This window comes from Micromonospora sp. NPDC005305, assembly GCF_040607315.1.
GTDB lineage: Bacteria > Actinomycetota > Actinomycetes > Mycobacteriales > Micromonosporaceae > Micromonospora.
The window spans coordinates 317,739-341,989 of record NZ_JBEXGL010000005.1 but is presented as its reverse complement, the minus strand read 5'-3'; the positions used below and the strand labels follow the sequence as shown (position 1 = coordinate 341,989).

Annotated in this window: 29 protein-coding genes and 1 riboswitch; of the genes, 7 read left to right on the top strand and 22 right to left on the bottom strand. The window is 74.1% G+C overall.

Going from position 1 to position 24,251, the window contains the following annotated elements:
- Positions 1 to 8: 8 nt before the first annotated feature.
- Positions 9 to 500: a MarR family transcriptional regulator gene (locus ABZS80_RS11890; protein ID WP_355055698.1), complete on the bottom strand. Its 492-nt coding sequence runs from the start codon at positions 498 to 500 to the stop codon at positions 9 to 11.
- A 53-nt stretch (positions 501 to 553) separates the two neighbouring features.
- Here ABZS80_RS11890 and pip point away from each other — a divergent pair, with 53 nt between their 5' ends.
- A complete protein-coding gene (pip, locus tag ABZS80_RS11885) occupies positions 554 to 1,501 on the top strand; it encodes a prolyl aminopeptidase (RefSeq protein ID WP_355055697.1) in 948 nt (315 codons plus the stop codon).
- A gap of 47 nt (positions 1,502 to 1,548) precedes the next feature.
- Here the strand turns inward: pip and ABZS80_RS11880 are convergent, their stop codons facing one another.
- On the bottom strand, positions 1,549 to 2,775 hold the full coding sequence (locus ABZS80_RS11880; protein WP_355055696.1) for a chorismate-binding protein: 1,227 nt from the start codon (positions 2,773 to 2,775) through the stop codon (positions 1,549 to 1,551).
- Between the two features lie 90 nt (positions 2,776 to 2,865).
- Here ABZS80_RS11880 and ABZS80_RS11875 point away from each other — a divergent pair, with 90 nt between their 5' ends.
- Positions 2,866 to 3,066: a DUF5999 family protein gene (locus ABZS80_RS11875; protein WP_109947276.1), complete on the top strand. Its 201-nt coding sequence runs from the start codon at positions 2,866 to 2,868 to the stop codon at positions 3,064 to 3,066.
- A 93-nt stretch (positions 3,067 to 3,159) separates the two neighbouring features.
- Here the strand turns inward: ABZS80_RS11875 and gcvP are convergent, their stop codons facing one another.
- Both gcvP and ABZS80_RS11865 read right to left on the bottom strand, forming a co-directional pair.
- Positions 3,160 to 5,982 (bottom strand): aminomethyl-transferring glycine dehydrogenase, encoded by a 2,823-nt coding sequence (gcvP, locus tag ABZS80_RS11870; protein ID WP_355055695.1) that lies wholly within the window; start codon positions 5,980 to 5,982, stop codon positions 3,160 to 3,162.
- A 73-nt stretch (positions 5,983 to 6,055) separates the two neighbouring features.
- Positions 6,056 to 6,154, bottom strand: a riboswitch (glycine riboswitch).
- 66 nt (positions 6,155 to 6,220) lie between these two features.
- Entirely contained in the window at positions 6,221 to 7,078 is an 858-nt protein-coding gene (locus tag ABZS80_RS11865; RefSeq protein WP_355055694.1) for an NAD-dependent protein deacetylase, read from the bottom strand.
- A gap of 82 nt (positions 7,079 to 7,160) precedes the next feature.
- On the opposite strand from ABZS80_RS11865, the gene ABZS80_RS11860 reads away from it, so the two are divergent.
- Positions 7,161 to 7,814: an NAD(P)H-binding protein gene (locus ABZS80_RS11860; protein WP_355055693.1), complete on the top strand. Its 654-nt coding sequence runs from the start codon at positions 7,161 to 7,163 to the stop codon at positions 7,812 to 7,814.
- Between the two features lie 8 nt (positions 7,815 to 7,822).
- Here ABZS80_RS11860 and ABZS80_RS11855 read toward each other — a convergent pair whose 3' ends face one another.
- The 17 genes from ABZS80_RS11855 to ABZS80_RS11775 all read right to left on the bottom strand — a co-directional run bounded on the left by ABZS80_RS11855 (position 7,823) and on the right by ABZS80_RS11775 (position 21,487).
- On the bottom strand, positions 7,823 to 8,968 hold the full coding sequence (locus ABZS80_RS11855) for a DUF6596 domain-containing protein (protein WP_355055692.1): 1,146 nt from the start codon (positions 8,966 to 8,968) through the stop codon (positions 7,823 to 7,825).
- 6 nt (positions 8,969 to 8,974) lie between these two features.
- Positions 8,975 to 9,382 (bottom strand): YciI family protein, encoded by a 408-nt coding sequence (locus ABZS80_RS11850; RefSeq protein ID WP_151461483.1) that lies wholly within the window; start codon positions 9,380 to 9,382, stop codon positions 8,975 to 8,977.
- 163 nt (positions 9,383 to 9,545) lie between these two features.
- A complete protein-coding gene (locus ABZS80_RS11845; protein WP_355055691.1) occupies positions 9,546 to 10,226 on the bottom strand; it encodes a cell division protein DivIVA in 681 nt (226 codons plus the stop codon).
- A 114-nt stretch (positions 10,227 to 10,340) separates the two neighbouring features.
- Positions 10,341 to 11,507, bottom strand: a complete 1,167-nt coding sequence (locus ABZS80_RS11840; protein ID WP_355055690.1) for a globin domain-containing protein — start codon at positions 11,505 to 11,507, stop codon at positions 10,341 to 10,343.
- Positions 11,508 to 11,509: 2 nt separating this feature from the next.
- Complete coding sequence (locus tag ABZS80_RS11835) at positions 11,510 to 11,899, bottom strand: group 1 truncated hemoglobin (protein WP_355055689.1); 390 nt, start codon at positions 11,897 to 11,899, stop codon at positions 11,510 to 11,512.
- A 468-nt stretch (positions 11,900 to 12,367) separates the two neighbouring features.
- On the bottom strand, positions 12,368 to 12,946 hold the full coding sequence (locus ABZS80_RS11830) for a MerR family transcriptional regulator (RefSeq protein ID WP_151461487.1): 579 nt from the start codon (positions 12,944 to 12,946) through the stop codon (positions 12,368 to 12,370).
- 209 nt (positions 12,947 to 13,155) lie between these two features.
- Entirely contained in the window at positions 13,156 to 13,620 is a 465-nt protein-coding gene (locus ABZS80_RS11825; protein ID WP_091258060.1) for a bifunctional nuclease family protein, read from the bottom strand.
- 212 nt (positions 13,621 to 13,832) lie between these two features.
- Entirely contained in the window at positions 13,833 to 14,606 is a 774-nt protein-coding gene (locus ABZS80_RS11820) for a MerR family transcriptional regulator (protein ID WP_355055688.1), read from the bottom strand.
- Positions 14,603 to 15,055 (bottom strand): FHA domain-containing protein, encoded by a 453-nt coding sequence (locus ABZS80_RS11815; protein WP_007071101.1) that lies wholly within the window; start codon positions 15,053 to 15,055, stop codon positions 14,603 to 14,605. The genes ABZS80_RS11820 and ABZS80_RS11815 overlap by 4 nt, the downstream gene beginning before the upstream one ends.
- Positions 15,056 to 15,273: 218 nt before the next feature.
- A complete protein-coding gene (gene gcvH, locus ABZS80_RS11810; protein WP_151461489.1) occupies positions 15,274 to 15,654 on the bottom strand; it encodes a glycine cleavage system protein GcvH in 381 nt (126 codons plus the stop codon).
- Positions 15,655 to 15,709: 55 nt separating this feature from the next.
- Entirely contained in the window at positions 15,710 to 16,669 is a 960-nt protein-coding gene (locus ABZS80_RS11805) for a DUF881 domain-containing protein (protein ID WP_355055687.1), read from the bottom strand.
- A 10-nt stretch (positions 16,670 to 16,679) separates the two neighbouring features.
- Positions 16,680 to 17,012, bottom strand: coding sequence for a small basic family protein (locus ABZS80_RS11800; protein WP_007071104.1), 333 nt, complete (start codon positions 17,010 to 17,012; stop codon positions 16,680 to 16,682).
- Positions 17,009 to 17,959: a DUF881 domain-containing protein gene (locus ABZS80_RS11795; protein ID WP_355055686.1), complete on the bottom strand. Its 951-nt coding sequence runs from the start codon at positions 17,957 to 17,959 to the stop codon at positions 17,009 to 17,011. The genes ABZS80_RS11800 and ABZS80_RS11795 overlap by 4 nt, the downstream gene beginning before the upstream one ends.
- A complete protein-coding gene (locus tag ABZS80_RS11790; protein ID WP_355055685.1) occupies positions 17,956 to 18,540 on the bottom strand; it encodes a CDP-alcohol phosphatidyltransferase family protein in 585 nt (194 codons plus the stop codon). The genes ABZS80_RS11795 and ABZS80_RS11790 overlap by 4 nt, the downstream gene beginning before the upstream one ends.
- Positions 18,541 to 18,903: 363 nt before the next feature.
- Positions 18,904 to 19,383 (bottom strand): MarR family transcriptional regulator, encoded by a 480-nt coding sequence (locus tag ABZS80_RS11785; RefSeq protein ID WP_355055684.1) that lies wholly within the window; start codon positions 19,381 to 19,383, stop codon positions 18,904 to 18,906.
- Between the two features lie 47 nt (positions 19,384 to 19,430).
- Positions 19,431 to 20,621 (bottom strand): PP2C family protein-serine/threonine phosphatase, encoded by a 1,191-nt coding sequence (locus tag ABZS80_RS11780; RefSeq protein WP_355055683.1) that lies wholly within the window; start codon positions 20,619 to 20,621, stop codon positions 19,431 to 19,433.
- Between the two features lie 119 nt (positions 20,622 to 20,740).
- Positions 20,741 to 21,487 (bottom strand): SAM-dependent methyltransferase, encoded by a 747-nt coding sequence (locus ABZS80_RS11775; protein WP_355055682.1) that lies wholly within the window; start codon positions 21,485 to 21,487, stop codon positions 20,741 to 20,743.
- Between the two features lie 127 nt (positions 21,488 to 21,614).
- On the opposite strand from ABZS80_RS11775, the gene ABZS80_RS11770 reads away from it, so the two are divergent.
- From ABZS80_RS11770 to ABZS80_RS11760, 3 genes are all read left to right on the top strand, one after another.
- Positions 21,615 to 22,496 (top strand): universal stress protein, encoded by an 882-nt coding sequence (locus tag ABZS80_RS11770; RefSeq protein WP_355055681.1) that lies wholly within the window; start codon positions 21,615 to 21,617, stop codon positions 22,494 to 22,496.
- Positions 22,497 to 22,560: 64 nt separating this feature from the next.
- Complete coding sequence (locus ABZS80_RS11765; RefSeq protein ID WP_091306867.1) at positions 22,561 to 22,770, top strand: phosphatidylethanolamine-binding protein; 210 nt, start codon at positions 22,561 to 22,563, stop codon at positions 22,768 to 22,770.
- The gene (locus ABZS80_RS11760; protein WP_355055680.1) at positions 22,767 to 23,240 is read left to right on the top strand and encodes a hypothetical protein; all 474 of its coding nucleotides are present in this window, start codon (positions 22,767 to 22,769) and stop codon (positions 23,238 to 23,240) included. Before ABZS80_RS11765 ends, ABZS80_RS11760 begins: the two co-directional genes overlap by 4 nt.
- Position 23,241: 1 nt before the next feature.
- Here ABZS80_RS11760 and ABZS80_RS11755 read toward each other — a convergent pair whose 3' ends face one another.
- Entirely contained in the window at positions 23,242 to 23,460 is a 219-nt protein-coding gene (locus ABZS80_RS11755; protein WP_355055679.1) for a hypothetical protein, read from the bottom strand.
- Between the two features lie 127 nt (positions 23,461 to 23,587).
- Here ABZS80_RS11755 and ABZS80_RS11750 point away from each other — a divergent pair, with 127 nt between their 5' ends.
- Entirely contained in the window at positions 23,588 to 24,241 is a 654-nt protein-coding gene (locus tag ABZS80_RS11750; RefSeq protein WP_355055678.1) for a hypothetical protein, read from the top strand.
- The last annotated feature ends 10 nt before the right edge of the window (positions 24,242 to 24,251 follow it).

Genomic DNA, 24,251 nt, shown 5'->3' with positions numbered 1-24,251 from the left:
GGCCCCGCTCAGGCCGGCGGTCGGGCGGGCGCCAGGCCGGTGTCGGCGATCCGGTCGCGCAGCGGGCGGCGGCGCAGCGCGGCGAGCACCGCGTACAGCTCGTCGGCCAGGGGTACGGGCAGCTCGGCGTCCAGCCGGCGCATGGCGGTGGTGGTGGCCGCCCACTCGGCCTCGATCACCGGCAGCAGGGCGCGCGCCCGGTCGGTGAGGGTGACGATCCGCTGCCGGGCGTCGGCGCCGGGAGCCAGGTCGACGAGGCCGGCGCGGGCCATCTGGGCGACGGTCTGGCTGGCCGCGGAGTGGGTGACGCCGACCCGGGCGGCCAGGTCGCGGATCGCCAGGGGTCCGTCGGCGACCAGCACCCGCACCAGCGGTGAGTAGCGCGGCCGGTAGCCGGGCAGGTCGAGGTCGGCGTAGACGGCGGCCACGTCGCCGTCGAGCAGGTCGAGGACGTGGCGCAGCAGGGTGCCGAGGGCCTCGCGGTCGGGGGTGGCGGTCACGTCCGCTAATGTAACAGCGCTGTTGCATCTGGGTCGTGGGAGGGGAAGGGCCGATGTATCCACCGATCGAGCCGTATGCGCAGGGCCAGCTCGACGTCGGCGACGGCCAGCGGATCCACTGGGAGACCTGCGGCAACCCCGACGGGCGGCCGGCCCTCGTGGTGCACGGCGGGCCCGGCTCCGGCGCGGGCGCCTCCTGGCGGCGGCTGTTCGACCCGGCCGCCTACCGGATCATCCTGTTCGACCAGCGCGGCTGCGGCCGCAGCACCCCACCCGCCAGCGACCCGGCCACCGACCTGTCGGTCAACACCACCGCCCACCTGCTGGCCGACATGGAACGGCTGCGCGCGCACCTGGGCGTCGACCGGTGGCTGCTCTGCGGCGCCTCCTGGGGCTCGTCGCTGTCCCTCGCGTACGCCCAGCGCCACCCGGAGCGGGTCACCGCGCTGGTGCTGTTCAGCGTGGTCGCCAACACCCGCCGGGAGATCGACTGGGTGACCCGGGACATGGGCCGGATCTTCCCCGAGGAGTGGGTTCGGTTCCGTGACGGCGTGCCGCCGGCCGAGCGTGACGGTGACCTGTCCGCCGCGTACGCCCGGCTGGTCAACGACCCGGACCCGCAGGTGCGCGACCGGGCCGCCCGCGACTGGTGCGCCTGGGAGGACGTGCACGTGTCCCTGGCCGGCGGGTTCTCGGCCAGCCCCCGCTACGCCGATCCGGTGTTCCGGGCCGGCTTCACCCGCCTGGTCACCCACTACTTCAGCAACCTGGGCTTCCTGCCCGACGGGCAGCTGCTGCGCGACGCCGGCACGCTCGCCGGGATTCCCGGCGTGCTGGTGCAGGGCCGCCTGGACGTCAGCGGCCCGCCGGACATCGCCTGGCAGCTCACGCAGGCGTGGCCCGACGCCCGGCTGCAGATCGTCGAGACCGGCGGCCACGGCAGCGGCCACGGGGTGGGCGAGCGCGTGGTCGCCGCCCTGGACGCCTTCGCCCACGCCTGAGCCGCACCGTCCCGGCAGGCGCTCAGCGGGTCGAGGTACGGCGCGGGTCAGGCGGCGAGCAGGGCCCGGATCGGGGCGGCCTTCGCGGCGGCCTCGGCGACCTCGGCGGCCGGGTCGCTGCCCCAGGTGATGCCGCCGCCGGCCCACAGGTGCAGGCGTTCGGCGTCCGCGGCGGCGGTGCGGATGGTCAGGCCCAGGTCGACGCGGCCGGCCCCGACCCAGCCGAGCGCGCCCATGCTCGCGCCGCGCCCGACCGGCTCCCGGGCGGCGATCTCGTCGAGCGCGGCGAGCTTCGGGGCACCGGTGACCGACCCGCCGGGGCAGACCGCGCGCAGCAGGCCGGCCAGGCCGAGGCCGTCGGCGGGCGCCGCGGACACCGTCGACTCGGCCTGCCACAGGTCACACCAGCGTCGTACGGCGAACAGCTCGTCGACCCGCACCGAGCCGGTGCGGGCCACCCGGGCCAGGTCGTTGCGTTCCAGGTCGACGATCATGACGTGCTCGGCGCGTTCCTTGGCCGAGGCGAGCAGCTCGCGGCGGCCGGCCGGGGTGGCCGGGCGGGTGCCCTTGATCGGCCGGGTGACCAGGCGGCCGTGTTCGACCGCGACGAGGGTTTCCGGGGAGGCGCAGCCGACCGCCCAGCCGAGCCCGGACAGGGTCCCGCCGTAGCGGGCGCCGGGCAGCGCGCCGAGGCGCGCGAGGGCGGGCAGCGGGTCGCCCGCGTACGCGGCGGCGGCGTGCCCGACGACGTTGACCTGGTAGACGTCGCCGCGCGCGATGGCCGCCCGGACCGCCGTCACGGCCTCGGCGTGCGCGGCGGCTGTCCAGCTGTCCCGCCACGGGCCCAGCCACCAGCCGCCGCCCGGTCCGGGGCCGGCCGGCGGGGCGGGCCGGTCGGCGTGGCCGTAGACCACCACCACCAGGTCCGGCAGCGCCGGCGCCGGCGTGGGCGCGCCCGCCGGGCCGCCGGCGGCGCGGGCGCCGGCCGCGGCGGACAGGAACAGGGCGGCGCCGCAGGGCCCGTGCGGGTCGTGGACGGCCGGCCGGGCCAGGTCGGACAGCGCCACGCCGTGCGCGGCCAGGAAGTCCTCGACCAGCGCCGCCGGGTCGCCGCCGTCGGCCAGCCACCATTCCAGCCGGGCCCGTTCCACGAGCCGGCCCCGGCACTCCGGCGGCGCCGCGGGAACGTCGATCCCCATCTTTGGGAGCGCTTCCACACCGTCCGGTTGGTTCACACTCATCCGTTCAGCCGATTTCGGGTGAACAAGCCGCATCCTTGCTCGATAGCGCGCGCTTCCACTTGGTACTGTGCGTCACTGGTCATGTGAACCATGACACAGTGCCCCCACAGTCCGGAGAACCCGATGTGCCAGCACCTACCCACCTGCCCCTCCGCTGAGGCGACCGATCGCGAAGCCGCACGCGTCATCGCCTGCTTCCGTGAGCAGGGCTGGAGCCTGCTCTGCAACGGTGTGATCGTCTTCGAGGACACCGGTGAGCTGCTCCCCGACGGCAGCACCATCGCCCCGCACCGCGGCCCCGCCCGACACGCCCTCGTCGCCTGACCGATCACGCTCCGTCAGGGAGCGTACGCGCCGACCGACCGGTCGACGCGCCGGCCGGGGCGGCGGCACTGCACCGCCCCGGCGCGCTGCGCCTCAGCTTTCGAACGCCTCCGGCGCCGGACACGAGCAGACCAAGTTCCGGTCGCCGTACGCGCCGTCGACCCGCCGCACCGGCGGCCAGTACTTCCCCGCCCGGTCCACCCCGCCGGGATAGGCGCCCACCGACCGCGGGTACGGGTGCGGCCACTCGTCACCGGACACCATGGCCGCGGTGTGCGGCGCGTTCGCCAGCGGGTTGTCCCCCGCCGGCCACTCCCCCGAGCCCACCTTGTCGATCTCCGCGCGGATCGCGATCATCGCGTCGCAGAACCGGTCCAGCTCGGCCAGGTCCTCGCTCTCGGTCGGCTCCACCATCAGCGTCCCGGCCACCGGGAACGACATCGTCGGCGCGTGGAAGCCGTAGTCGATCAACCGCTTCGCCACGTCGTCGACGCTCACCCCGGTCGCCTTCGTCAGCGGCCGCAGGTCCAGGATGCACTCGTGCGCCACGAGGCCCTTGTTGCCGGCGTACAGCACCGGGAAGTGCTGCCGCAGCCGCGCGGCCACGTAGTTCGCCGCGAGGACCGCCACACCGGTGGCCCGGGCCAGCCCCTCGGCGCCCATCATCCGCAGGTACGCCCACGGGATCGGCAGGATCCCCGCCGACCCGTGGTTCGCCGCGGAGATCGCCGGCCGCCCGTCGGTGTGCACGCCCAGCGGGTCACCGGGCAGGAACGGCGCCAGATGCGCGCGCACCGCCACCGGGCCCACACCGGGACCGCCGCCGCCGTGCGGGATGCAGAACGTCTTGTGCAGGTTCAGGTGCGACACGTCCGCCCCGAACCGGCCCGGCTTGGCGAACCCGACGAGCGCGTTGAGGTTCGCGCCGTCGACGTACACCTGGCCGCCCGCGTCGTGCACCTTCGCGCACAACTGCGCGATGCCCGTCTCGTACACGCCGTGCGTGGACGGGTAGGTCACCATGATCGCGGCGAGCGCGTCCCGGTGCTTGTCGATCTTCGTGTCGAGGTCGACCAGGTCGACGTTGCCGTCGTCGTCGCAGCCGACCACCACCACGCGCATGCCGGCCATCACCGCCGACGCGGCGTTGGTGCCGTGCGCGGAGGACGGGATGAGGCACACGTCGCGGTGCGCCTCCCCGCGCTCCCGGTGGTAGGCCCGGATGGCCAGCAGCCCGGCCAGCTCCCCCTGCGACCCGGCATTGGGCTGCACGCTGACCGCGTCGTAGCCGGTCACCTCGGCCAGCCAGCCCTCCAGCTGGGCGATCAGGTCCCGGTAGCCGGCGGTCTGCTCGGCCGGGGCGAACGGGTGCAGATGCGCGAACTCCGGCCAGGTGACCGGCTCCATCTCGGTGGTGGCGTTCAGCTTCATGGTGCACGACCCGAGCGGGATCATGCCCCGGTCCAGGGCGTAGTCGAAGTCCGACAGCCGGCGCAGGTAGCGCAGCATCGCCGTCTCCGAGTGATGGGTGCGGAACACCGGGTGGGTGAGGAAGTCGCTGCGGCGGGCCAGGCCGTCGGGCAGCGCCGCGTCCACCTCCCCGTCGACCCCGGCGACGCCGAACGCCGCCCACACCGCGGCCAGGTGCGCGGCGGTGGTGGTCTCGTCGCAGGAGACGCCGACCCGGTCGGCGTCGACCAGCCGCAGGTTCACGTTGCGCCGCGCGGCGGCGGCCACCACCTCGGCAGCCCGCCCCGGCACGGTCGCCGTGACGGTGTCGAAGAACGCGACGTCCGCGACCTGCACGCCGCCGGCGCGCAGCCCGGCCGCGAGCCGCGCCGCCGCACCGTGGGTACGCCGGGCGATGTCCCGCAGCCCGTCCGGGCCGTGGTAGACGGCGTACATGCCGGCCATCACGGCCAGGAGCACCTGCGCGGTGCAGATGTTGCTGGTCGCCTTCTCCCGGCGGATGTGCTGCTCGCGGGTCTGCAACGCCAGCCGGTACGCCGGGTTGCCGTCGGCGTCCTTGGACACCCCGACGAGGCGGCCGGGCAGCATCCGCTCCAGCCCGGAGCGGACCGCCAGGTAGCCGGCGTGCGGGCCGCCGAAGCCCATCGGCACGCCGAAGCGCTGGGTGGTGCCGGCGGCGATGTCGGCGCCGATCTCGCCGGGCGGGCGCAGCAGGGTCAGCGCCAGCAGGTCCGCGGCGACCGTGACCAGCGCGCCGGCGGCGTGCGCGGCCTCCACCAGCCGGCTGTGGTCGCGCACCGCGCCGGACGCCCCCGGGTACTGCAGGTGCAGGCCGAAGAACTCGGCGGGCAGCTCGTCGTGCTCCACGTCGAGGACCCGCACGTCGATGCCGAGCGGCTCCGCCCGGCTGGTGATCACCGCGACGGTCTGCGGCAGGGTGTCGGCGTCGACCACGTACACCGGGCTCTTCGTCTTCGACGCGCGGCGGGCCAGGGTCATGGCCTCGGCCGCAGCGGTGCCCTCGTCGAGCATGGAGGCGTTCGCGGTGGCCAGCCCGGTCAGGTCGGTGACCATCGTCTGGAAGTTCAGCAGCGCCTCCAGGCGGCCCTGGCTGATCTCCGGCTGGTACGGCGTGTACGCCGTGTACCAGGCCGGGTTCTCCAGCACGTTGCGGCGGATCACGGCCGGGGTGTGCGTGCCGTGGTAGCCCAGCCCGATCATCGACACGGCGACGGTGTTGCGGGCGGCCAGGGCGCGCAGCTCGGCGATGGCCTCCCGCTCGCTGGCCGGGGCGGGCAGGTCCAGGGCGCCGTGCCAGCGGATCACCTCGGGGATCGCGGCGTCCATCAGCTCGTCGATGGAGCTGTGACCGACGGCCTCCAGCATCCGGCGCTCGTCGTCCGGGCCGGGACCTATGTGCCGGTCGGCGAACTGCTCTGCGGTCATGCGCTGCGCTCCTTGTGGGGGCGAGGTCGACGGGTCGGCCTCCCCCTGAGTCGCGCTGACGCGCTCCACAGCGCCTGCCCACGTGGTCCTTTTGCCTGAGAGGTTCCGGGGAGAATCTGCCCCTTCGGCGCCGTCCGGGTGGTTCCCGGGCGGTCTCTCCCACGTGGGTGGTACCGGCATGGTCAACGCTACCAGCGACCATGTTTCCGGCTCATGTCCTACCCCGCCGGGGGGTCGGTCACACGGCGGCGGGCACCGGCCCGGCGGCGACCCGGTCGGCCAGGGCGGTCAGCGTCGCGCCCAGCGGCGCGTCGAGGATGAGGGTGGCGTGCCCGTCGCCGCGGGTGGCGCCCTGGTTGACGATGGCCACCGGGATGCCCAGCTTCGCCGCGCGCAGCACAAACCGGCGCCCCGACATCACGGTCAGGGAGGAGCCGAGCACCAGCAGCGCCCGGGCCCGCTCGACCAGGGCGAAACAGTCGGCGACCCGCGGCGCCGGCACGGTCTCGCCGAAGAACACCACGTCCGGTTTGAGCATGCCGGCGCCGCAGATGCCGCAGTCGACGGTGCGGAACCGGGCCACCGCCTCGTCCGGCAGGTCCACGTCGCCGTCGGGGTTGACGTGCGCGACGTGCGCGTCGAAACCCGGGTTGGCCTCGGCCAGCCGCCGGTCCAGCTCGTCGCGGGAGGTCAGATTGCCGCAGTCCAGGCAGGTCACCTCGTCGAGGCGGCCGTGCAGCTCGATCACGCCGGTGGCGCCGGCGGCCGTGTGCAGGCCGTCGACGTTCTGGGTGATGATCCCGCCGAGCAGGCCGGCGCGTTGCAGCCGGGCGACCGCCCGGTGCCCGTCGTTGGGGGCGGCCCGGGCGATCAGCCGCCACCCCAGGTGGCTGCGCGCCCAGTAGCGCCGCCGCGCGTCCGGGTCCCGGGTGAACGCCTGATAGGTCATCGGGGTGTGCCGGCGGGCCGCGCCGGAGGGCCCCCGGTAGTCCGGGATGCCCGACTCGGTGGACAGGCCGGCGCCGCTGAGCACCACCACGTCCCCGGCGCCCACCAGCCGGGTCAACGCGTCGAACGTCTCGGTCACGGCGTCCATGCTGCCTCGCCCGCCCCGCCTCCGGCGAACCCGGCCCACCGCTCACCCGGTGCGGGTGCGGTCGCGGGACTAGGTTGAGGGCATGCGCGTCGTCATCGCCGGGGGCCACGGGAAGATCGCCAAGCTGCTGGAGCGGGAACTCGCCGGCCGCGGCGACACCGCCGTCGGATTGATCCGCAACCCCGGGCACGAGGCCGCGCTGCGCGCCGCCGGCGCCGAACCGGTGGTCTGCGACCTGGAACACACCGACGTCGACACCGTCGCCGGGCACCTGGCCGGCGCCGACGCGGTGGTCTTCGCCGCCGGCGCCGGCCCCGGCAGCGGCGCGGCCCGCAAGGACACCGTCGACCGGGCCGCCGCCGTGCTGCTCGCCGACGCCGCGCAACGCGCCGGGGTCCGCCGCTACCTGCTGGTCTCCTCGATGGGCGTGGACCGGCCCCCGAGGGCCGGCACCGACGAGGTGTGGGCGGCGTACCTGCGGGCGAAGAAGGCCGCCGAGGACGACGTCACCGGCCGGGACCTCGACGTGACCGTGCTGCGCCCCGGCCGGCTCACCGACGACGCGCCGGTCGGCCGGATCACCCTGGCCCGGCACGCCGACCCCGGGCCGGTCACCCGCGCCGACACCGCCCGCGTCCTGCTCGCCCTGCTGTCCGCCCCGCACACCGTCGGGCTCACCCTGGAACTGGTCGGCGGGGAGACCCCAATCGACGAGGCGGTCCGCGCCGCCACCTGAGGTGCCGCTCACCCCCGCAGCCGCGCGTTGAGCCGCGCGGCCTGCCGGGTGAGGTGGTCGCGTTCACCGAGGCTGGGCGCCGACCGGGCCGCCTCGGCGTAGAGCCGCGCCGCGGTCACCGGGTCACCCTCGCGCTCGTGCAGGTACGCCGCCACCGCGGCGTGGCGCGGCAGCGCCGGGTCGAGCGCCGCGAGGGCCGCCAGGCCGGCGCGTGGGCCGTCGGCCTCGCCGACCGCCACGGCCCGGTTGAGGCGGGCCACCGGGCTGCCGGTGAGGCCCACCAGCTCGTCGTACCACTCGACGATCTGCACCCAGTCGGTCTCCTCGACCGTCGGCGCGTCGGCGTGCAGCGCCGCGATGGCGGCCTGGGCCTGGAACTCCCCCAGCCGGTCGCGGGCTAGCGCCGCCTGCAGCACGTCGACACCCTCGGCGATCAGCCGGGTGTCCCACCGGCCGCGGTGCTGCTCGGCGAGCGGCACGAGCCGGCCGTCCGGGCCGGTCCGCGCCGCCCGCCGCGCGTGGTGCAGCAGCATGAGCGCGAGCAGGCCGGCGACCTCCTCGTGGTCGATCCTGGCCGCCAGCTCGCGGGTGAGCCGGATCGCCTCACCGGCGAGGTCCACGTCACCGGAGTAGCCCTCGTTGAACACCAGGTAGAGCACCCGCAGCACCGTGGCGACGTCACCGGGCTGGTCGAGCCGGACACCCGAGACGGTCCGCTTGGCTCGGCTGATCCGCTGCGCCATGGTCGCCTCCGGCACCAGGTAGGCGCGCGCGATCTGACGCGTGGTCAGGCCGCCCACCGCGCGCAGCGTGAGCGCGACCGCCGACGCCGGCGTGAGGGACGGGTGCGCGCACAGGAAATACAGCTGGAGCGTGTCGTCGACCGCCTCGCCCGGGCCCGGCGGCGGCTCGCCCTCGACGCGTGCCTCCCGGTGCCGCCGGGAGGCGTCGGCGCGGACCGCGTCGAGGAACTTCCGCCACGCCGCCGTGACCAGCCAGCCCTGGGGGTCGCGCGGCGGGTCGTCCGGCCACACCCGCACGGCCTCCACCAGGGCGTCCTGGACGGCGTCCTCGGCCGCCGCGAAGTCGGCTCCGCGGCGGACGAGGATCCCGATCACGGTGGGGGTGAGAGCCCGCAGCAGAGCCTCATCCACCGTCCGTCACTCCGTGATCGTCGGGGCCTCGCCCAGGAACGGGCGCACCTCGAGCCACTCGTGGATCGGCTTCCCACCCGCACCCGGGGCCGCGGACAGCTCCCCGGCCAGCTCGATCGCCCGGTCGTAGGTGTCGACGTCGATCACCATCCAGCCGGCGATGAGGTCCTTGGTCTCCGCGAACGGCCCGTCGGTGACCGGCGGCCGCCCCTCGCCGTCGTAGCGGACGAACGTGCCCTCCGGGGACAGCGCCTGACCGTCGACGAACTCGCCGGTGCCCTCGAGCCGGGCGGCGAAGTCCTGCATGTACCGCACGTGGGCCGAGACCTCCTCCGGCGTCCACTGGTCCATCGGCACGTCGTTGACCGCCGCCGGCGCGCCCCGGTAGTGCTTGAGCAGCAGGTACTTGGCCATCATGTTCTCCTCGGTGCGGTACGGCCATTGTTGCCGTGTTCGCTTCGGGGACGGAGCCGCACCGCGGTTCTCGACATGCCACCGCCAGATTTCTGCGGGGAAATCTTCCAGGGCGCCGCGGGCCCGGCCCACCGGGGTGACCCCGGTGGGCCGGGCCGCCGCTTCAGCGCTGGTGGCGGGGCAGCGCCACCTGCTGCCCACCGGCGACGGCGGGCACCTCCCGGGCGATCCGATCCATCGTCCGCGACAGCTGCTCGCTGCCGTCGTCCAGGTGCCGGGCCGCCGCCTGCATGTGCGAGATCATCATCTCGCCGAAGATCCGCAGCGCCTCCCGGGCGGCCACCGAGTCGTCGAAGTTCACCCCGGCGCTGCTGCGATACTCCGTCACCGCCCGCTCCGCCTCCTGCTTGGCCTCCTGCGCCGCGGCCTGCATGTAGCTCTCGTACTGCATCCGGGCATACTCGGCGACCCGGCGGGCGTAGTCGTGGGCCTGCGCGATGATCTGCTCGGCCTCCCGCTGCGCCGCCGACAGCAGGTTCACCTCCTTCGCCGCGGGGGCCGCCGCCGCGTTGTCGGCGCTCGGGATCACCCCGTGCCGGTGCAGCTCCAGGTGGTCGTTGAGCCGCTCGTTCTCCGCCCGCAGATGCGCCAGCTGCGCGGCCAGCAGGTCCAGCTCGTCGGCCACCTGCATCCGGAACCGGTCCACATCGGCGTGGTCGTAGCCGCGCCGGGTGAACGACGCCGACCCGAACTCCCACCGGCGCACCCGGTCGGCGCTGAGGCGCACCTGCGCCGCGCCACCGGTCACCTGACCCTCGTACCTGCTGATCGGGGTCGCGCTCACCGGGTCACCTCCGTTCCCGACTGCGGGGCTCGCAACACCGGCTCACTCCTCGCGCTCACCGGGCTACCTCCGTTCCCGACTGCGGGGCTCGCAACACCGGCTCACTCCTCGCGCTCACCGGGCACCTCCGGAATCGTCAGGGGTCGTCGCGGTCCGGAAGGCCGGCCCGTACCAGTGCTTGCCGAAACCCTCGTGGTGCAGCTGACCCGGCTGGTAGCCGGCGCCGGTCAGCGCCGCCACCGAATGGCTCACCATCTCGTCGGAGCCGCACACGTACACGTGCCGGGACCGCCAGTCGCCGTCGGCCAGGACCTGGTCGGCCACCTGCACGAACTCGCCCGGTCGCTGCGGGTCCGAGCCCGCCACGTACGTCACCCGCAGCCACGGGTACGACGCGGCGAACTTGTCGATCGCCTCGCTGTCGTAGAACTCCAACCGGGAGCGGGCCCCCACGTACAGGTCCACCCGGCGGCCCACGCCCTCCGCGGCGACCTGCTCCAGCAGGGCCTTCACCGGCGCCCAGCCGGTGCCACCGGCCAGCAGCAGCAGATCCGACGACCCGGCCTGCCACAACGTCAACCGGTCACCGACCGGCGCCGCCAGGTGCACCTGGTCGCCCACCGCGCACCCATACACCAGCCGCGACGACACCGCGCCACCCGGCGCGGCCCGCACGTGCAGCTCCAGCGTCCCGTCCGGGCGGGGCGCGTTCGCCGGCGAGTAGTACCGCCACGAGCGCACCGCCGGGTGGGACACCCCGATCGACTGGCCCGGGGCGAACTGCAGCAGGTACTGCGGCCGCAGCGTCAGCACCGCCACGTCGAACGTGCGCCGCTCGTGCCCGAGGATCTCCGCCACCCACCACGGCGGGGACTTCGCCTCCGCCGCCTGCGCGGCGTCCATCATCACCTGCGCGACCAACCCGTACGCGGCCGCCCAGTCGGCGGCCAGCTCATCGGTCCACGCCTCGCCGGAGAAGTGCCGCAGCGTCGCCAGCAGCGCCTCACCGACCGCGGGATAGTGCTCGGCGCGCACCGCGAACTTGCGGTGATCCGCGCCGAGGTCCTGGAGGAACCCGACGAGCTGGTCCACCTGGTCCACGTGGGACACGATGTGCCCCAGCGCGTTCACCAGGCGGTCCCGCTGCCCGGCCATGTTCGTGGGGAACATCTGCCGGGTCTCCGGGTGCGCCAGGAACAGCGTCGAATAGAAGTAGAGCGGCACCTGGTCGCCGTGCGCGGCGACCAGGGACCAGCTCTGCTTGAGCCGCCCTGCGTCCACGCTCAGGCGTTCCCCGACGACACGACCTGGTCCTGGACCTGACCCAGCACGACGTGCACGTCGGCGATCACGTCGGCCGGCACCCCCAGCTCGACCAGCGTCGCGGTCAGGTGCTCGCCGACCTTCACGTAGTGCGCCACCGGGATGTTCAGCGGCTGGTGCGCCTCGGCCAGGCCCCGACCCGCGTACTCGTTCGGGCCGCCGAGCACCACGGCGAGCATCAACGCCAGGTGCCGCCGCTGCTCGGGCATGTTCACGTCGGTGAAGTAGCCGGCCAGGTCCGGGTCGGCCAGCACCTTGTCGTAGAACAGCTCCACCGCGGCCTTCACGGCGGCGGCGCCGCCGATGCGCTCGTAGTGGGAGATCGGGGTGGTCTCTTCGGTCACCGTCATGGGTGGTTCCTTCCGGGAGGGGGGCAACGCGACCAGCGCCGCGGAGGGGCAACCGGCAGCCCGCGCGCGTCGCACCGGCTCCACCGAACGGTCACGCGCAAGCGACCGTGTCGGACCATAGCGTGCCCGCCAAGACGGTTCAGCCCTGCCCTATCCGATTCCCGACAAACGTCGATCACGGACAGTCAGCGAACCCGGCGGATCGCTCGCGCGACGCGAGCACACCGACACGCTGGGTGGACGCCACCGGCGCCGGGCGCCCTCGACTGTCCCTTTCGGACAGCAGCTGGCGGCGACCCACCCGGACGGTGTTTCCGCACGTCACGTCGGCCCCACCCGGCGACGGCCGCCGGACCGGTGGGCCGGCGCCACTCCGCCGGACCCACCACACGCGCTGTGATCAAAAAAGGGGACCACGCCGTGCCCGTTTTGGGCGTGGCGCGGCCCCGAGGAACCGTGACGGGCCGCTCAGCCCGCCCGACGACGCGCACGCCGCGCCGCCAACTCGTCACCCACCGACTCGGACTCCGCCTCCACCGGCTGGGCGGCCGGCTCCGGCTGCCCACCCACCGGCTCCGCCGGCAGATGCGACAGCGAACCCTGGATCTCCTTGAACGCGCCACCGATCGCGATGCCGAACACGCCCTGGCCGCCCTGCAACAGGTCCACGACCTCCTCCGGCGACCGGCACTCGTACACCGTCGTCCCGTCCGAGATCAACGTGATGCCCGCCAGGTCCTCCACCCCACGCGACCGCAACGCGTCGATGGCCTTCCGGATGTTCTGCAACGACACCCCGGCGTCCAACAACCGCTTCACGACCTTCAACACCACAAGGTCGCGGAAGGAGTACAACCGGGACGTCCCCGACCCGGAGGCGTCCCGCACGCTCGGCACCACCAGACCCGTCCGGGCCCAGTAGTCCAACTGCCGGTAACTGATGCCCACCGCGTGACACGCGGTCACACCCCGGTAGCCCACCTCACCGTCAACGACCGGGTCGGGCTGCTGTTCCGTAGTCGGACCAGGATCTCGCGGCTCGTGCATCCGGACAACCTCCCCGCCCGTGCGGTGCCACGCCGTCTCCCCGTGCGCGCACCCCTGGATACCGCAACCCTAGCCCCGACACCGGGAGTTACCCCGCAGGAGCCACCGCGACACGCCGCACCGCCACCCAGAAGATCACTGACGGCGGCAAGCCGTCACCCACCGTGACAACCGCCGCCGCACCGACACCGGCCCACCGGCCGGCCACCTCAGCCCGCGAAATCCTCCGGACGCACCTGCTCCAGGAACTCCCGGAACTTCTCCACCTCGTCCTCCTGCTCGTCGGGGATCACGATCCCCGCCTCGGAGAGGACCTGCTCGGCACAACGAATCGGAGCGCCCACCCGCAACGCCAACGCGATGGAATCGCTCGGCCGCGCCGACACCCGAACGCCGTCACCGATCAACAGATCGGCGTAGAAGACGTTCTCCTTCAACTCAGTGATCTCCACCGCGTGCAACGGCGCCTTCAACGCCGCCAACACGTCCCGCAGCAGATCATGCGTCAACGGCCGCGCCGGCTTCACACCCTGCTGCTCGTAGGCGATCGCCGTCGCCTCGACCGCGCCGATCCAGATCGGCAGATAGCGGTCCCCCTCGACCTCCCGCAGCAGGACGATCGGCTGGTTGCTGGGCAGCTCCACCCGAACTCCGACCACGCTCAGCTCGCGCACCGCCGCCTCCGTGTCGTTGTCACCTACGCCCGCACCGCGCCCTTCCCTGCACGGTACACGGACCGCGACACGGGAGTCCCATCCGCTACGTGCACCACGCCTCGCCGCAACGGGTTACCCCGGCAAGCCTACGACACGCTTCCCGGCACCGATCTTTCCGCGCCCGCCCACGGCAGAGGCCGGGCGCCCCCACGACACCCGGCCCCACCACCTCACCGACCCAACGTCGACCGCAGCCCCACCCGCACCAACGCCGCGTGCAACTGCTGCGACAACGCCACCAACTCCCGCGCCGTCTCCGCCGCCCGCGCCCGCGCCGCCGGATCCGACTGCCGCGCCAACGGAGCCACCAACTGCGCGAACAGACCGACCTCCCGATCCGCCGCCGTCCGGTACCCCCGCAGGTGCCGCGGCTCCAACCCGTACGCCGCCAGACCCGCCACCGCCCGCGCGATGATCAACGCGTCCGCGTCGTACCAGCCCGGCGGATCCGGCACCAGCACACCGAGCCGCTCCAACTCGGCCAACGTCGACTCGTCGACCCCGCTGCGCGAAATCAGCTCCGCCCGGCCCAGCCGCACCTCCGACGACTCGGCCGGCTCCGCCACCTCCCGGCCCGGCACCTCACCACCGGGGCCCACCGCCACCAGATTCGGCCGCTGCCGCCCCGGCCCCGCACCCGACGAGTCCCACTCCGCCAACTGGTCCCGGATCACCCGCAACGGCAGGTACTGATCCCGCTGCGCGGTCAGCACGAACCGCAACCGCGCCACATCGTCCCAGCTGAACTTCCGGTAACCCGCCGGCGTCCGCTGCGGCTCCACCAGGCCCTCGGCCTCCAGGAACCGCAACTTCGAGATCGTGACGTCCGGGAACTCCACCCGCAACTGCGCCAGCACCTCGCCGATGCTCATCAGCGGCGTCGCGGACGAGCGCGGCGAACCGTCCGCCGCCCCGGGCGACGTCGAAGCCGCAGGCCCGTTCACCCCCGGCCGGCCTCCTCCTCCGGACGCGGACCGGCGATGAACACCACCCGGAACTTGCCGATCTGCACCTCGTCGCCGTTGCTCAGCGTCGCCGCCTCGACCCGCTCCCGGTTCACGTAGGTGCCGTTCAGGCTGCCCACGTCCCGCACCGTGAACGTGCCACCGTCGCGGTGGAACTCGGCGTGCCGCCGCGACACCGTCACGTCGTCGAGGAAGATGTCACTGTCCGGGTGCCGGCCGCTCGTCGTCACATCGTGGTCCAACAGGAACCGGGCGCCCGCGTTCGGACCCCGGCGAACCACCAGCAACGCCATCCCGGGCGGCAACGAACCGGACATGCGGCTCGGCACCACATCGGTGTCCGGACCCTCCAGCACTTCGTCGAGCGAACCGAGATTGAGCGTCGAAGTGACGTCGAGCGGGGGGAACTCGTCGTCTGGGCGCGTCATGGGGACCACCTCACGGATCTGTTTCGGTCGGCGTCGGGCAATGGCGGGTCTGGCCGCCGGGCAGACACACACCCGGCGGCTGGCTCCCCGGTGCCGGGAAGGCGCATTCCGCAACGCTCAAACTATTGGTTCTCGGTCAACTGGGCGAGCCTAGCCAGCGCCGAAAAACAGGGCAACCGGACGCGCGGACACGAGCCCGCCGCCCGGAACGCACGAACTCAGCTCTCGGTGAGCTCGCGGTACGCACCAGCGGTCAGCAAACCCTCGACCGCCGCCGGATCATCCGGAGTGATCTCCACCAACCACCCCGCACCGTACGGATCCGTGTTGATCACCTCAGGGGTGTCGGCCAACGCCTCGTTGCGCGCCGCCACCGTGCCGCTCAACGGCGCGTAGATCTCCGACACGCTCTTCGTCGACTCGATCTCACCCAGCGACTCACCCGCCGCCACCACCGCGCCCTCGTCCGGCAACTGGACGAACACGATGTCACCCAGGGCGTCCTGCGCGAAGTGCGTGATGCCGATCCGGACGGCGCCGCCGCCCCCACCAGCCACCCACTCGTGCTCGGCGGTGTACCGCAGATCCTCAGGAATCACCAGCTGCGTCCTTCGTCATCGGTGCACCGGGGGAAACCGGCGCGGCCGCGACCGGTCAGGAAACCGGCCGGGCGTGTTCCAGCTTGATCGGCGCGTGCAGCTGCGAAACCTCCACAGCCTCACTGTCCTCCGGCGTCACGTTACCGCCGTCCTCCTCCACCGATGCGACCACCCCGCCGGGAATGTTCAACGCCGTACGCAGCGTCGGCGGATCACCGATCACCAAGATCACGTACGGGCCGCTCAACCGCCGCCCGTCCACCACCAGGCCACCGGCCGGCCCGTCCACGAAATACGTCGACGCGATGATCCGCACCGCCGCCCCGTCCGAGCCCACGATCTGCATCGCTTCCGCGCCGGCGCCCCGCAACTCCTGCACCGCGTCCAGGATCCGCACCGCCGAGACCGCCTTGTCCGGACCCTCGAACCGCACCGACAGACCCGGCCCCACCGCCGGCAACGAGCCCGCCAGGATGCCCAGCTCGTCCGCCCGCCGCGTCGCCTCCTCCAGCGCCGCCTGCCGGCCCTGCTCACCCGACCGCAACTGCCGCTGACTCTCCTCCAGCGCCTCGATGTCCTGCCGAAGCCGCCGCTCCCGCGAATCCAGATCCGACGAGATCCGGACCAGGTCCTCCTCCCGCGTCGCCGCGAGAGTCGGATCCGTCGACGTCGTCTTCAACTGCACCACCAGCGTGAACCCCAGCAACGCCAGCAACACCGCGATCATCGCGCCCGCCGACGTCAACCGCCGCGACACCGGCACCGGCTTCGCCTCCGCCGCCCCCGGCTCCTCCGCGGCAGCCCCCGGCTCCTCCGCCGGCGACGGCACGTCCTCCTGCTCGGCCGGCTCCGCCGGCCCGGCCGGCTCCGCCGGCCCGGCCGGCGCCAACGGGCTCAACTCGTCCGGATCGGGCGCGTCCGGGCGCGGATCCGGCTCACCGGCCGGACCCGACGGCCGCGCCGGCTCCGCCGGCTGCGGCCAACCCGTGCCCGTCTCCCTGTGCTCCTCGCTCATCGCCACAAACCTACGCCCGGAACAGGTGCCGGCGGATCGCCGCCACGTTTCCGAAGATGCGCACCCCGAGCACGACCACCACACCGGTGGACAACTGACCACCCACCCCCAACTGGTCACCCAGGTAGACGATCAGACCCGCCACCAGCACGTTCGAGATGAACGACACCACGAACTGCTTGTCGTCGAAGATCCGGTCCAGCTTCGCCCGCACCCCACCGAACACCGCGTCGAGCGCCGCCACCACGGCGATCGGCAGGTACGGCTGCAACGCCGCGGGCACCGTGGGATCCAGATACACCCCGAGCACCACACCGGCGAGCAACGCCAGCACCGCGATCATCGGCCACCTCCGGAGGGGCGAGGAGAGGAACCCGAGCCGGACGGCCCGGGACTGGTCGAACCGGCGACACCCGAACCCGACGGGCTCGGACTCACCGAAGGCTCGGCGTAGCGTAGCCGCGGCTGCGGAGCCGCCGGCAGGGTGAGGTCGTCGGCGTCCTTCACCCCGAACGACAGGCCCGTCGTCCGCTGCACGTCACGCATCAGGTCCGCCGCCCGGCTGTCCTCGAACCGGTCCCGCATCGACCCCGGCCCGATCGCCGTCACCACGTACGGGCTCGTCACCGGCCGGTAATCCACCAGGATCGCCTCACCCGCCTGACGGATCGTCGACGTGGCCGTCAACCGCTGCCCGTTGATCGCCACCGCCTCCGCGCCCGCCGCCCACAGCGCGTTCGCCACCTTCTGCAGGTCGGAGTAGAGCACCTGCGACGGCCCCGCCTCCGCCCCGGTCACCGCGTCCTTGTCCCTCGGCGCGTCCACCAGGCGCACCACCACGCCGTCACCGCGCACCCGGCCCAGGCCGGTGCCCGCCTCCAGGGTGCGCAGCCGGGACGCCTGCGACCCGCTCAACGCCGCGTCCCGCTGCCGGCCGACCTCCTCGCGCAGCTGATCCGCCCGCGCGGTCAACCGGTCCGTCTCCGCCTCGCGCTGCTTGATCTCGGCGATCAGGCCGGCCCGCGCCTTCGCCCGGCCCGGCTCCTCCGCCACCGTCTCCCGGTACGCCACCGCGAACAGGAACCCGATCACCAACAGCACCACCACGCTCACCGGCCGGGCGAGCACCCGCCGCAGCCGCGACGGCGGCGCCGTGGCGCGCCGGACCGCCGCATCCCGGTAACCGGGGTCGAGCGGGTTGCGGAACAGGTCGGTGAGGAAGTCCGGCGCGTACACCCGCGCCGACGGGTCGCGGTCGCGGTCCCGGTCCCCCGGCGGCGCCGCCGTCATGCGGCCGCTCCCGAGCGGCGCGCCCGCATCGCCCGGACCAGGCGGCTGGCCTGCACCACGTACATCGCGCCGGCCACCCAGTAGAGCACCAGGCCCCACCAGGCCAGCCCCCACCCGATGGCGCCCGCCGCAACGGCGACGCTGTCGGCGGCGGAGGCCAGCAGCAGGATCGGGAACGCGGCCAGCAGGAGGAACGTGGCGGTCTTGCCCACGTAGTGCACCGGCGGTGGGCCGTAGCCGTAGCGGCGCAGCACGCCCAGCGAGCCGAGCAGCAGCAGCTCGCGGGCCAGCAGCGCCCCGGTGAACTGCCACGGCACCACCTCACGGGCGGTGAACGCCAGCAGGGTGGCCAGGATGTAGAGCCGGTCGGCGAGCGGGTCCAGCAGCTCGCCCAACCGGCTGACCTGGTGGAGGCGGCGGGCGATCCAGCCGTCCACCCAGTCGCTGGTGCCGCCGATGGCCAGCACCACGATGGCGGCCACGTCGGCCTTGACCACCAGGAACAGGTAGAGGAAGAGCGGCACACCGACGAGCCGGGCGAAGCTGATCAGGTTCGGCAGGGTGAGGACACGGTCCCCCACGACCTCCGCCGCACCGCCGGTAGCCGGGTGCTCCGATGGAGCCGGCCGACGCGACACCGAACCTCCCTTCGCAGCACGGTCCGGCGGCCGAGTGAACGGCCGCCGCGGGAACGTGCGCGTTGCCGGCCGGTCAGACGCCGGCGCCCTCTGCGATCCCGGGCTGGGACCTCCCCCTTGCGGCCCATGATCGCGTCGATCATGGGCCGTCCAGTTGCGCTGCCACTATATCGGGCTCCCCCGCCCCGCCCCGGGCCCTGCGCTGCGCCGGTGCTCAGCTTCGCGGTGTGCGCGGCGCCACACCACCGCTAAGGCATCCTAGGATACTAGCTGAATGCCGGGAGCGCGCGGCGCGAGCCGGTCGGGTCAGGCGGTGCGGGCGGTGGAGGCGGCGGAGTCGGCGGCGGCCTGCGGTGCGTTCGTCGACGCGGCCTGGCCGAACGCGACCAGCGCCAGCAGCAGCTCGTGCTGCACCCGGTGGGGCATGCGGTCCAGCACCGCCTGGACCGCCCGGTGCCGCCGGTCCGTCAGCTCGCCCAGCAGGGTCTCGGCCGCGGCGGTGGGGACCAGACGCACCTCGCGCCGGTCGCGGGGGTCGGCCACCCGGCGCAGCAGCCCGACGGCCTCCAGCCGGTCACAGAGCCGGCTCGCCGACGAGGGCACCACGTCGAGCAGCTCGGCCAGCCGGTTCACGTTGGTGCGCGGGTGCGCCATGATCAGCGACAGCACCCGCAACTGGGTCGGCGAGACGCTGACGGTGTGCCGCGAGGTGGCGGAGTCGAGCACACCGACGAGCGCCTCGGCCGCCGCATCGATGGCCGCGGCAAGATTCGGAGGTCGTTCCACCCGGTGTCCCCTGCGATCGTCGCGCTCGTGTTCGCCCCGCCGGTCCGTCACCGCACGCCGACGTCGCCGTCCGGCGGGCGGGAACCGCGCCAGTCCAGGCAGACGACGACCGCGTCGTCGCGGAGATCCGCGTCGGCGTGGTGCGCGTGCAGTTCGCGCATCACCGTACCAACTGCCTCGGTCGCCGGCTGCAACCGAGTGGACCGCATGGCGCGCGCCATGGCCCGGTCCCCGTACGGCTCCCGGCCGGCCGGCTCGGCCGCGTAGACCCCGTCGCTGACGACGAAGAGCCGGTCCCCCGGCTCCACGTCGAACTCCTGCACGTCGTAGCGGGTCTCGGCGAACATGCCCAGCGGCAGTTGCTGCTCCAGGGTGATCGGGGTGACCGTCCCGCCGCGCAGCCGCAGCACGTGCGGCGAGCCCGCGTCCACGGCCCGTACCACGCCCCGCCGGTTGTCCAGCTCCAGCAGCAGCGTGGCCACGTGCCGGCTCCCCCGGTGCTGGTAGAAGATGGTGTCCGAGGCCAGCTCGGCCTGCTCCACCAGGCTGCCGCCGGAGCGTCGCGCGTTGCGCATCGCGTTGACCGTCACCGCGGTGAGCAGCGCGGCGGCCAGCCCGTTGCCGGCGCCGTTGAGCACCGTGACGGTGAGGCGGTCGCCGTCGACCGACCAGTCGAAGTGGTCGCCGCCCACCGTGTACGCCGGTTCGAGCTGCCCGGCCAGCACGAAGTCGCCGTGGGTGACGCTGCGGCCGGGCAGCAGGTCCCACTGCATCTCGGCGGCCATGGTGAGCCGCTCCCGGCGGCGCGCGCGGCGGTAGCGGTCGGTCTCCCGGTCGGCCGCCCGCAGCGCCACCGCCAGGTCGCCCGCGGCGTCCCGGGCCGCCGCCACCGTCGCGGCGTCCGGCGCGGCCGGCAGCTCGACCATCAGCACGCCGAGCCGCTCCCCCCACGCCGACAGCGGCAGGTAGGCCCGGCACCGGCCGCTGTCGCCGGTGTCCAGCACCGGCTGCTGGCTGCTGAAGCAGCGCTGCGCGACGCCCTGGCAGTCGAGGAACCCGCCCTCGGGCAGCTCCGGGTCCAGCACGGGCCAGAGCCCGGTGAACCGGTAGTCCGCGACGAACACCTCGGTACGCGACGCGTCGAGCACCCGGCGGATCGCCGCGTCGGCGGCCTCCGCCAACTGGTCGGGGGGTGCGGCGCGCAGGGCGCGCGACACCGCTCCGGACGCGTCCGGCATGCTCACATCCTCCGATGACGACTATTGCTGTAGGGCAAGCATCATACGGAGGCCCCCCGGCATCGGTACGCCCCGCCTCCGACCTGCGCCGCGTGCCGATGGCGGGGGGACGGCGCCCGTCAGCCGGCCGGTCGGGTGGCCAGCGCGCCGTAGAAGGCGTCCGGCACCTGCTCCGGTTCGCCGGCCGGCCGCCAGCGCGCCACCGGCACGATGCCGTCCGCCGTCGGCTGCCAGCGGCCCAGCAGCGGCGCGAAGCGCGCCGGCGCCCGCATCCGGAACGCCGGGCCCATCATGGCCTGCGCCTCCGGGTACGCGGCGAGTTCCTCGCTGTCGAAGTCGATGGCCAGGAAGCTGCCCGGCGCGACCGCCTCGTACAACTCGTCGAGGGTGCGGGCGAGGGTGTCGTCGTCGAGGAACGCGGCCAGCCCGAGGAAGACCACCCCGACCGGCCTCCTCCCCCACCCCGGCACGAACCGGTGCAGCTGGGCCGGGTCGACGGTGCCGATGTCGGTGGCGTCGCCGTAGCCGTAGCCGGCGCGGTCGCTGTCGGCGAGCAGGCGCTGGCCCAGCCGGACCGTCACCGGGTCGACGTCGGTGTAGAGCACGGTGGCGTCCGGCGCCACCTCGTGCACGTTGCCCCGGGTGGGCACGCCCGCCCCGAAGACCAGGAAGTTGTCCACCCCGGCGGCGGCGATCGACCGGACCGCCCGGCCGAGGAAGTCGCGCAGCGACCGGAAGATCTCCGCGCACGGCCCGTACGCGCGCTCGAAGGCGCCGGCCGCGGCCACGTCGACCGGGTAGTGGTGCTCGCCGCCGAGCCAGTAGTCGATCATGCGGGCGGTGCTCGGCTGGTCGGGCTCGGCCATCGACGAGGCTCCCTTTCTCCGGCGACGGTCGCCAGCGTACCCACGGGTCGGCTCGCGCGGTATCGCCTCGGCGACGGCCCGGCGGCCGCGATACTGGCCGCGGGCGCCGACGGCGAGGAGGTACGGCGTGAACTCGGCGAACGGCGCGGCTGTGGTGGTCGGCGTGGACGGTTCGGAGCCGGCGCGCACCGCCGTGCGCCTGGCGGCGCGGGAGGCGGCCCGGCGACAGCGGCCGCTGCGGGTGGTGCACGGCTTCATCTGGCCGCTGCTGCGCGTACCCGTGTCGGCGCCGGCCGGGGCACCACCCGGACGCGGCCTGCGGCAGCAGGCCGAGGAGCTGGTCGCCGCCGCGGTCGCCGAGGCCGAGTCGACCGCGCCCGGGCTGCAGGTCTCCGGCGAGATCATCGACGGGGAGACCGCCGCCGTGCTGGTCGGCGAGTCCCCGACCGCCGCGATGATCGTGCTGGGCGACCGCGGCCTGGGCGGTTTCGCCGCCCTGGTGGTCGGCTCGGTCGCGATCCAGGTCGCCTCGTACGCCGACTGCCCGGTGCTGGTCGCCCGCGGCACGGCCCGGACCACCGGCCCGGTGGTGGTCGGGGTGGACGGATCCACGCTGTCCCACGCCGCCGTGGACTTCGCCGCCGAGGAGGCCGCGATCCGGGGCACCCGGCTGCACACCGTGCACGCCTACACCCACCCGGCCTCCACCGGCCCCGGCGACATGCAACCCCTGGTGTACGAGGAGAGCGACCTGCGCGACGAGGAGAACCGGGTGCTGGCCGAGTCGCTCACCGGGCTGGCCGAACGCCGGCCGGAGGTGCCGGTCACCCGGGCCGTGGTGCACGCCCGGCCGGTCGCCGCGCTCGTCGAGGCGTCCCGCGAGGCCCAGCTGGTGGTCGTGGGCCGGCGCGGCCGGGGCGAGCTGACCGGCCTGCTGCTCGGCTCGGTGAGCCAGGGGGTGCTGCACCGCGCCGACTGCCCGGTGGCCGTGGTCCGCGCCCCCGGCTGAACGGTTGGCCCCGGCCACGGCGGGTAGACCGTACGGTCAGCCACAGCGACCGGAGGAGGCAGCGATGCCAGGACCACGGCCGGGCAGCAACGCGTACGACAAGGAACGGGCGCGGCTGCGCGATCTGATCGAGCAGTCCGGGCGGGCCGCCGACCAGGAGGCGAATCAGGTCGCGAACCGGATCCTCCAGGACGACCGCGGCCAGCGGGGCGTGGTGCGGGGCGAACGGACGTTCGGGCCCAAGGGAGAGCGCGAACCGGGCGACCCGAAGTGAGGGCCGCTCCCGTGGTCGACGGCGCCATCGCGGGCGCCGTCGGCACCACCGTGTTGAACGTCGTGACCTACCTGGACATGGCGGTGCGGGGGCGCCCGGCGAGCAGCAGCCCGGAACAGACCGCCGGCAAGCTGGCCGACGCGACGCACGTGGACCTCGGGCCCGAGGCGAAGGCGCCGAACCGCCGCTCCGGCCTCGGAGCGGTGATCGGCTACGGCACCGGGGTCGCCGCCGGCGCGCTGTTCGGGCTCCTGGCCGCCCGCCGCCGGATCCCCCTGCCGGTGGCCGTCGGGCTGCTCGGCGGCGGCGTGATGGCCACCTCCGACGGCTCCATCGCGGCGCTGCGCATCAGCGACCCGCGGACCTGGGGCAGGGCCGACTGGCTGTCCGACCTGGTGCCGCACCTGGCGTACGGAGCGGCGGCCGCAGCCACCTGGCGGAGGCTGCGGCCGCCGTCGCGGCGGGGCTGACTCAGCCCCGCCGGTCGCTCTCGTCCTCGGCCACCGGCTGGGCCGCCGGGCCGTACGGCGACACCTGTCCCTTCGGGACCGGCCGTCCGACGTCCGCGTTCGAGCTGCCGCCCTTGCCGTGCGGTCCCTTGCTCCCGGCTTGGGGAATCAGTTCCCGGCTGTCCTGGCTGGTCGCGCCCTTGTCGTTGCGGCGCAGTTCCTCCTGCTGCGGCTTGACCACAGGTCTCTCCTTCCGGTGGCGGCGCACGGCGTGGGCCGCGCACCTGATCTGGGTACCCGCCGCCGGGAGGCGCATTCCGGCCCGGCCGCGGGCGTCTGGTCCGGCGCCCGGCGGGTATCACCGAGGGATGCCAGACGATCGGACCGTGGCGCGGGCACTGCTGGACCGGCAGTCCCGCACCTACGCGGAGGAGGCGGGGATCGGCCTCGCCGACCGGCCGGGCCCGCTCTACCAGCTGCTGGTGCTCACCACGCTGCTGAGCACCCGGATCCGGGCGTGCGTGGCCATCGCCGCCGCGCGGGAACTCTTCGCCGCCGGGTGGCGCACCCCCCAGGCCATGGAGGCGGCGAGCTGGCAGGACCGCGTCGACGCGCTCGGCCGGGGCCACTACCGCCGTTACGACGAGCGGACGGCCACCATGCTCGGCAGCGGAGCGCGGCTCTGCCTGGACCGGTGGCACGGGGACCTGCGCCGGATGCACAAGGAGGCCGACGGCGACCGGACCGTGCTGCGCCGGCTGCTCACCGAGTTCCCCGGCATCGGCCCGACCGGGGCGGACATCTTCCTCCGCGAGGCGCAGGCCGTCTGGCCGGACGTGCGCCCGTACGCCGACCGGCGGACCCTGGCCGGCGCCCGCCGGCTGGGCCTCCCGGCGAACCCCGGCGGCCTGGCCGGGCTGGTCGGCGAGGCCGACTTCGGGCGGCTGGCATCGGCGTTGGTGCGGGTGGCGCTCGGCGAGGAGTCGGCCGGCGAGATCAGCCGGATCGCGGCGGCCCGCTGAGCCGGCCGGG

What these genes read in the sequence shown, in the direction of transcription:
- pip (WP_355055697.1), top strand. Translation starts at nt 554, where the DNA reads ATGTATCCACCGATCGAGCCGTATGCGCAGGGCCAGCTCGACGTCGGC.
- ABZS80_RS11880 (WP_355055696.1), bottom strand. Translation starts at nt 2,775, where the DNA reads ATGCGGCTTGTTCACCCGAAATCGGCTGAACGGATGAGTGTGAACCAA.
- ABZS80_RS11875 (WP_109947276.1), top strand. Translation starts at nt 2,866, where the DNA reads ATGTGCCAGCACCTACCCACCTGCCCCTCCGCTGAGGCGACCGATCGC.
- gcvP (WP_355055695.1), bottom strand. Translation starts at nt 5,982, where the DNA reads ATGACCGCAGAGCAGTTCGCCGACCGGCACATAGGTCCCGGCCCGGAC.
- ABZS80_RS11865 (WP_355055694.1), bottom strand. Translation starts at nt 7,078, where the DNA reads ATGGACGCCGTGACCGAGACGTTCGACGCGTTGACCCGGCTGGTGGGC.
- ABZS80_RS11860 (WP_355055693.1), top strand. Translation starts at nt 7,161, where the DNA reads ATGCGCGTCGTCATCGCCGGGGGCCACGGGAAGATCGCCAAGCTGCTG.
- ABZS80_RS11850 (WP_151461483.1), bottom strand. Translation starts at nt 9,382, where the DNA reads ATGGCCAAGTACCTGCTGCTCAAGCACTACCGGGGCGCGCCGGCGGCG.
- ABZS80_RS11835 (WP_355055689.1), bottom strand. Translation starts at nt 11,899, where the DNA reads ATGACGGTGACCGAAGAGACCACCCCGATCTCCCACTACGAGCGCATC.
- ABZS80_RS11830 (WP_151461487.1), bottom strand. Translation starts at nt 12,946, where the DNA reads ATGCACGAGCCGCGAGATCCTGGTCCGACTACGGAACAGCAGCCCGAC.
- ABZS80_RS11815 (WP_007071101.1), bottom strand. Translation starts at nt 15,055, where the DNA reads ATGACGCGCCCAGACGACGAGTTCCCCCCGCTCGACGTCACTTCGACG.
- ABZS80_RS11805 (WP_355055687.1), bottom strand. Translation starts at nt 16,669, where the DNA reads ATGAGCGAGGAGCACAGGGAGACGGGCACGGGTTGGCCGCAGCCGGCG.
- ABZS80_RS11800 (WP_007071104.1), bottom strand. Translation starts at nt 17,012, where the DNA reads ATGATCGCGGTGCTGGCGTTGCTCGCCGGTGTGGTGCTCGGGGTGTAT.
- ABZS80_RS11795 (WP_355055686.1), bottom strand. Translation starts at nt 17,959, where the DNA reads ATGACGGCGGCGCCGCCGGGGGACCGGGACCGCGACCGCGACCCGTCG.
- ABZS80_RS11780 (WP_355055683.1), bottom strand. Translation starts at nt 20,621, where the DNA reads ATGCCGGACGCGTCCGGAGCGGTGTCGCGCGCCCTGCGCGCCGCACCC.
- ABZS80_RS11775 (WP_355055682.1), bottom strand. Translation starts at nt 21,487, where the DNA reads ATGGCCGAGCCCGACCAGCCGAGCACCGCCCGCATGATCGACTACTGG.
- ABZS80_RS11765 (WP_091306867.1), top strand. Translation starts at nt 22,561, where the DNA reads ATGCCAGGACCACGGCCGGGCAGCAACGCGTACGACAAGGAACGGGCG.
- ABZS80_RS11750 (WP_355055678.1), top strand. Translation starts at nt 23,588, where the DNA reads ATGCCAGACGATCGGACCGTGGCGCGGGCACTGCTGGACCGGCAGTCC.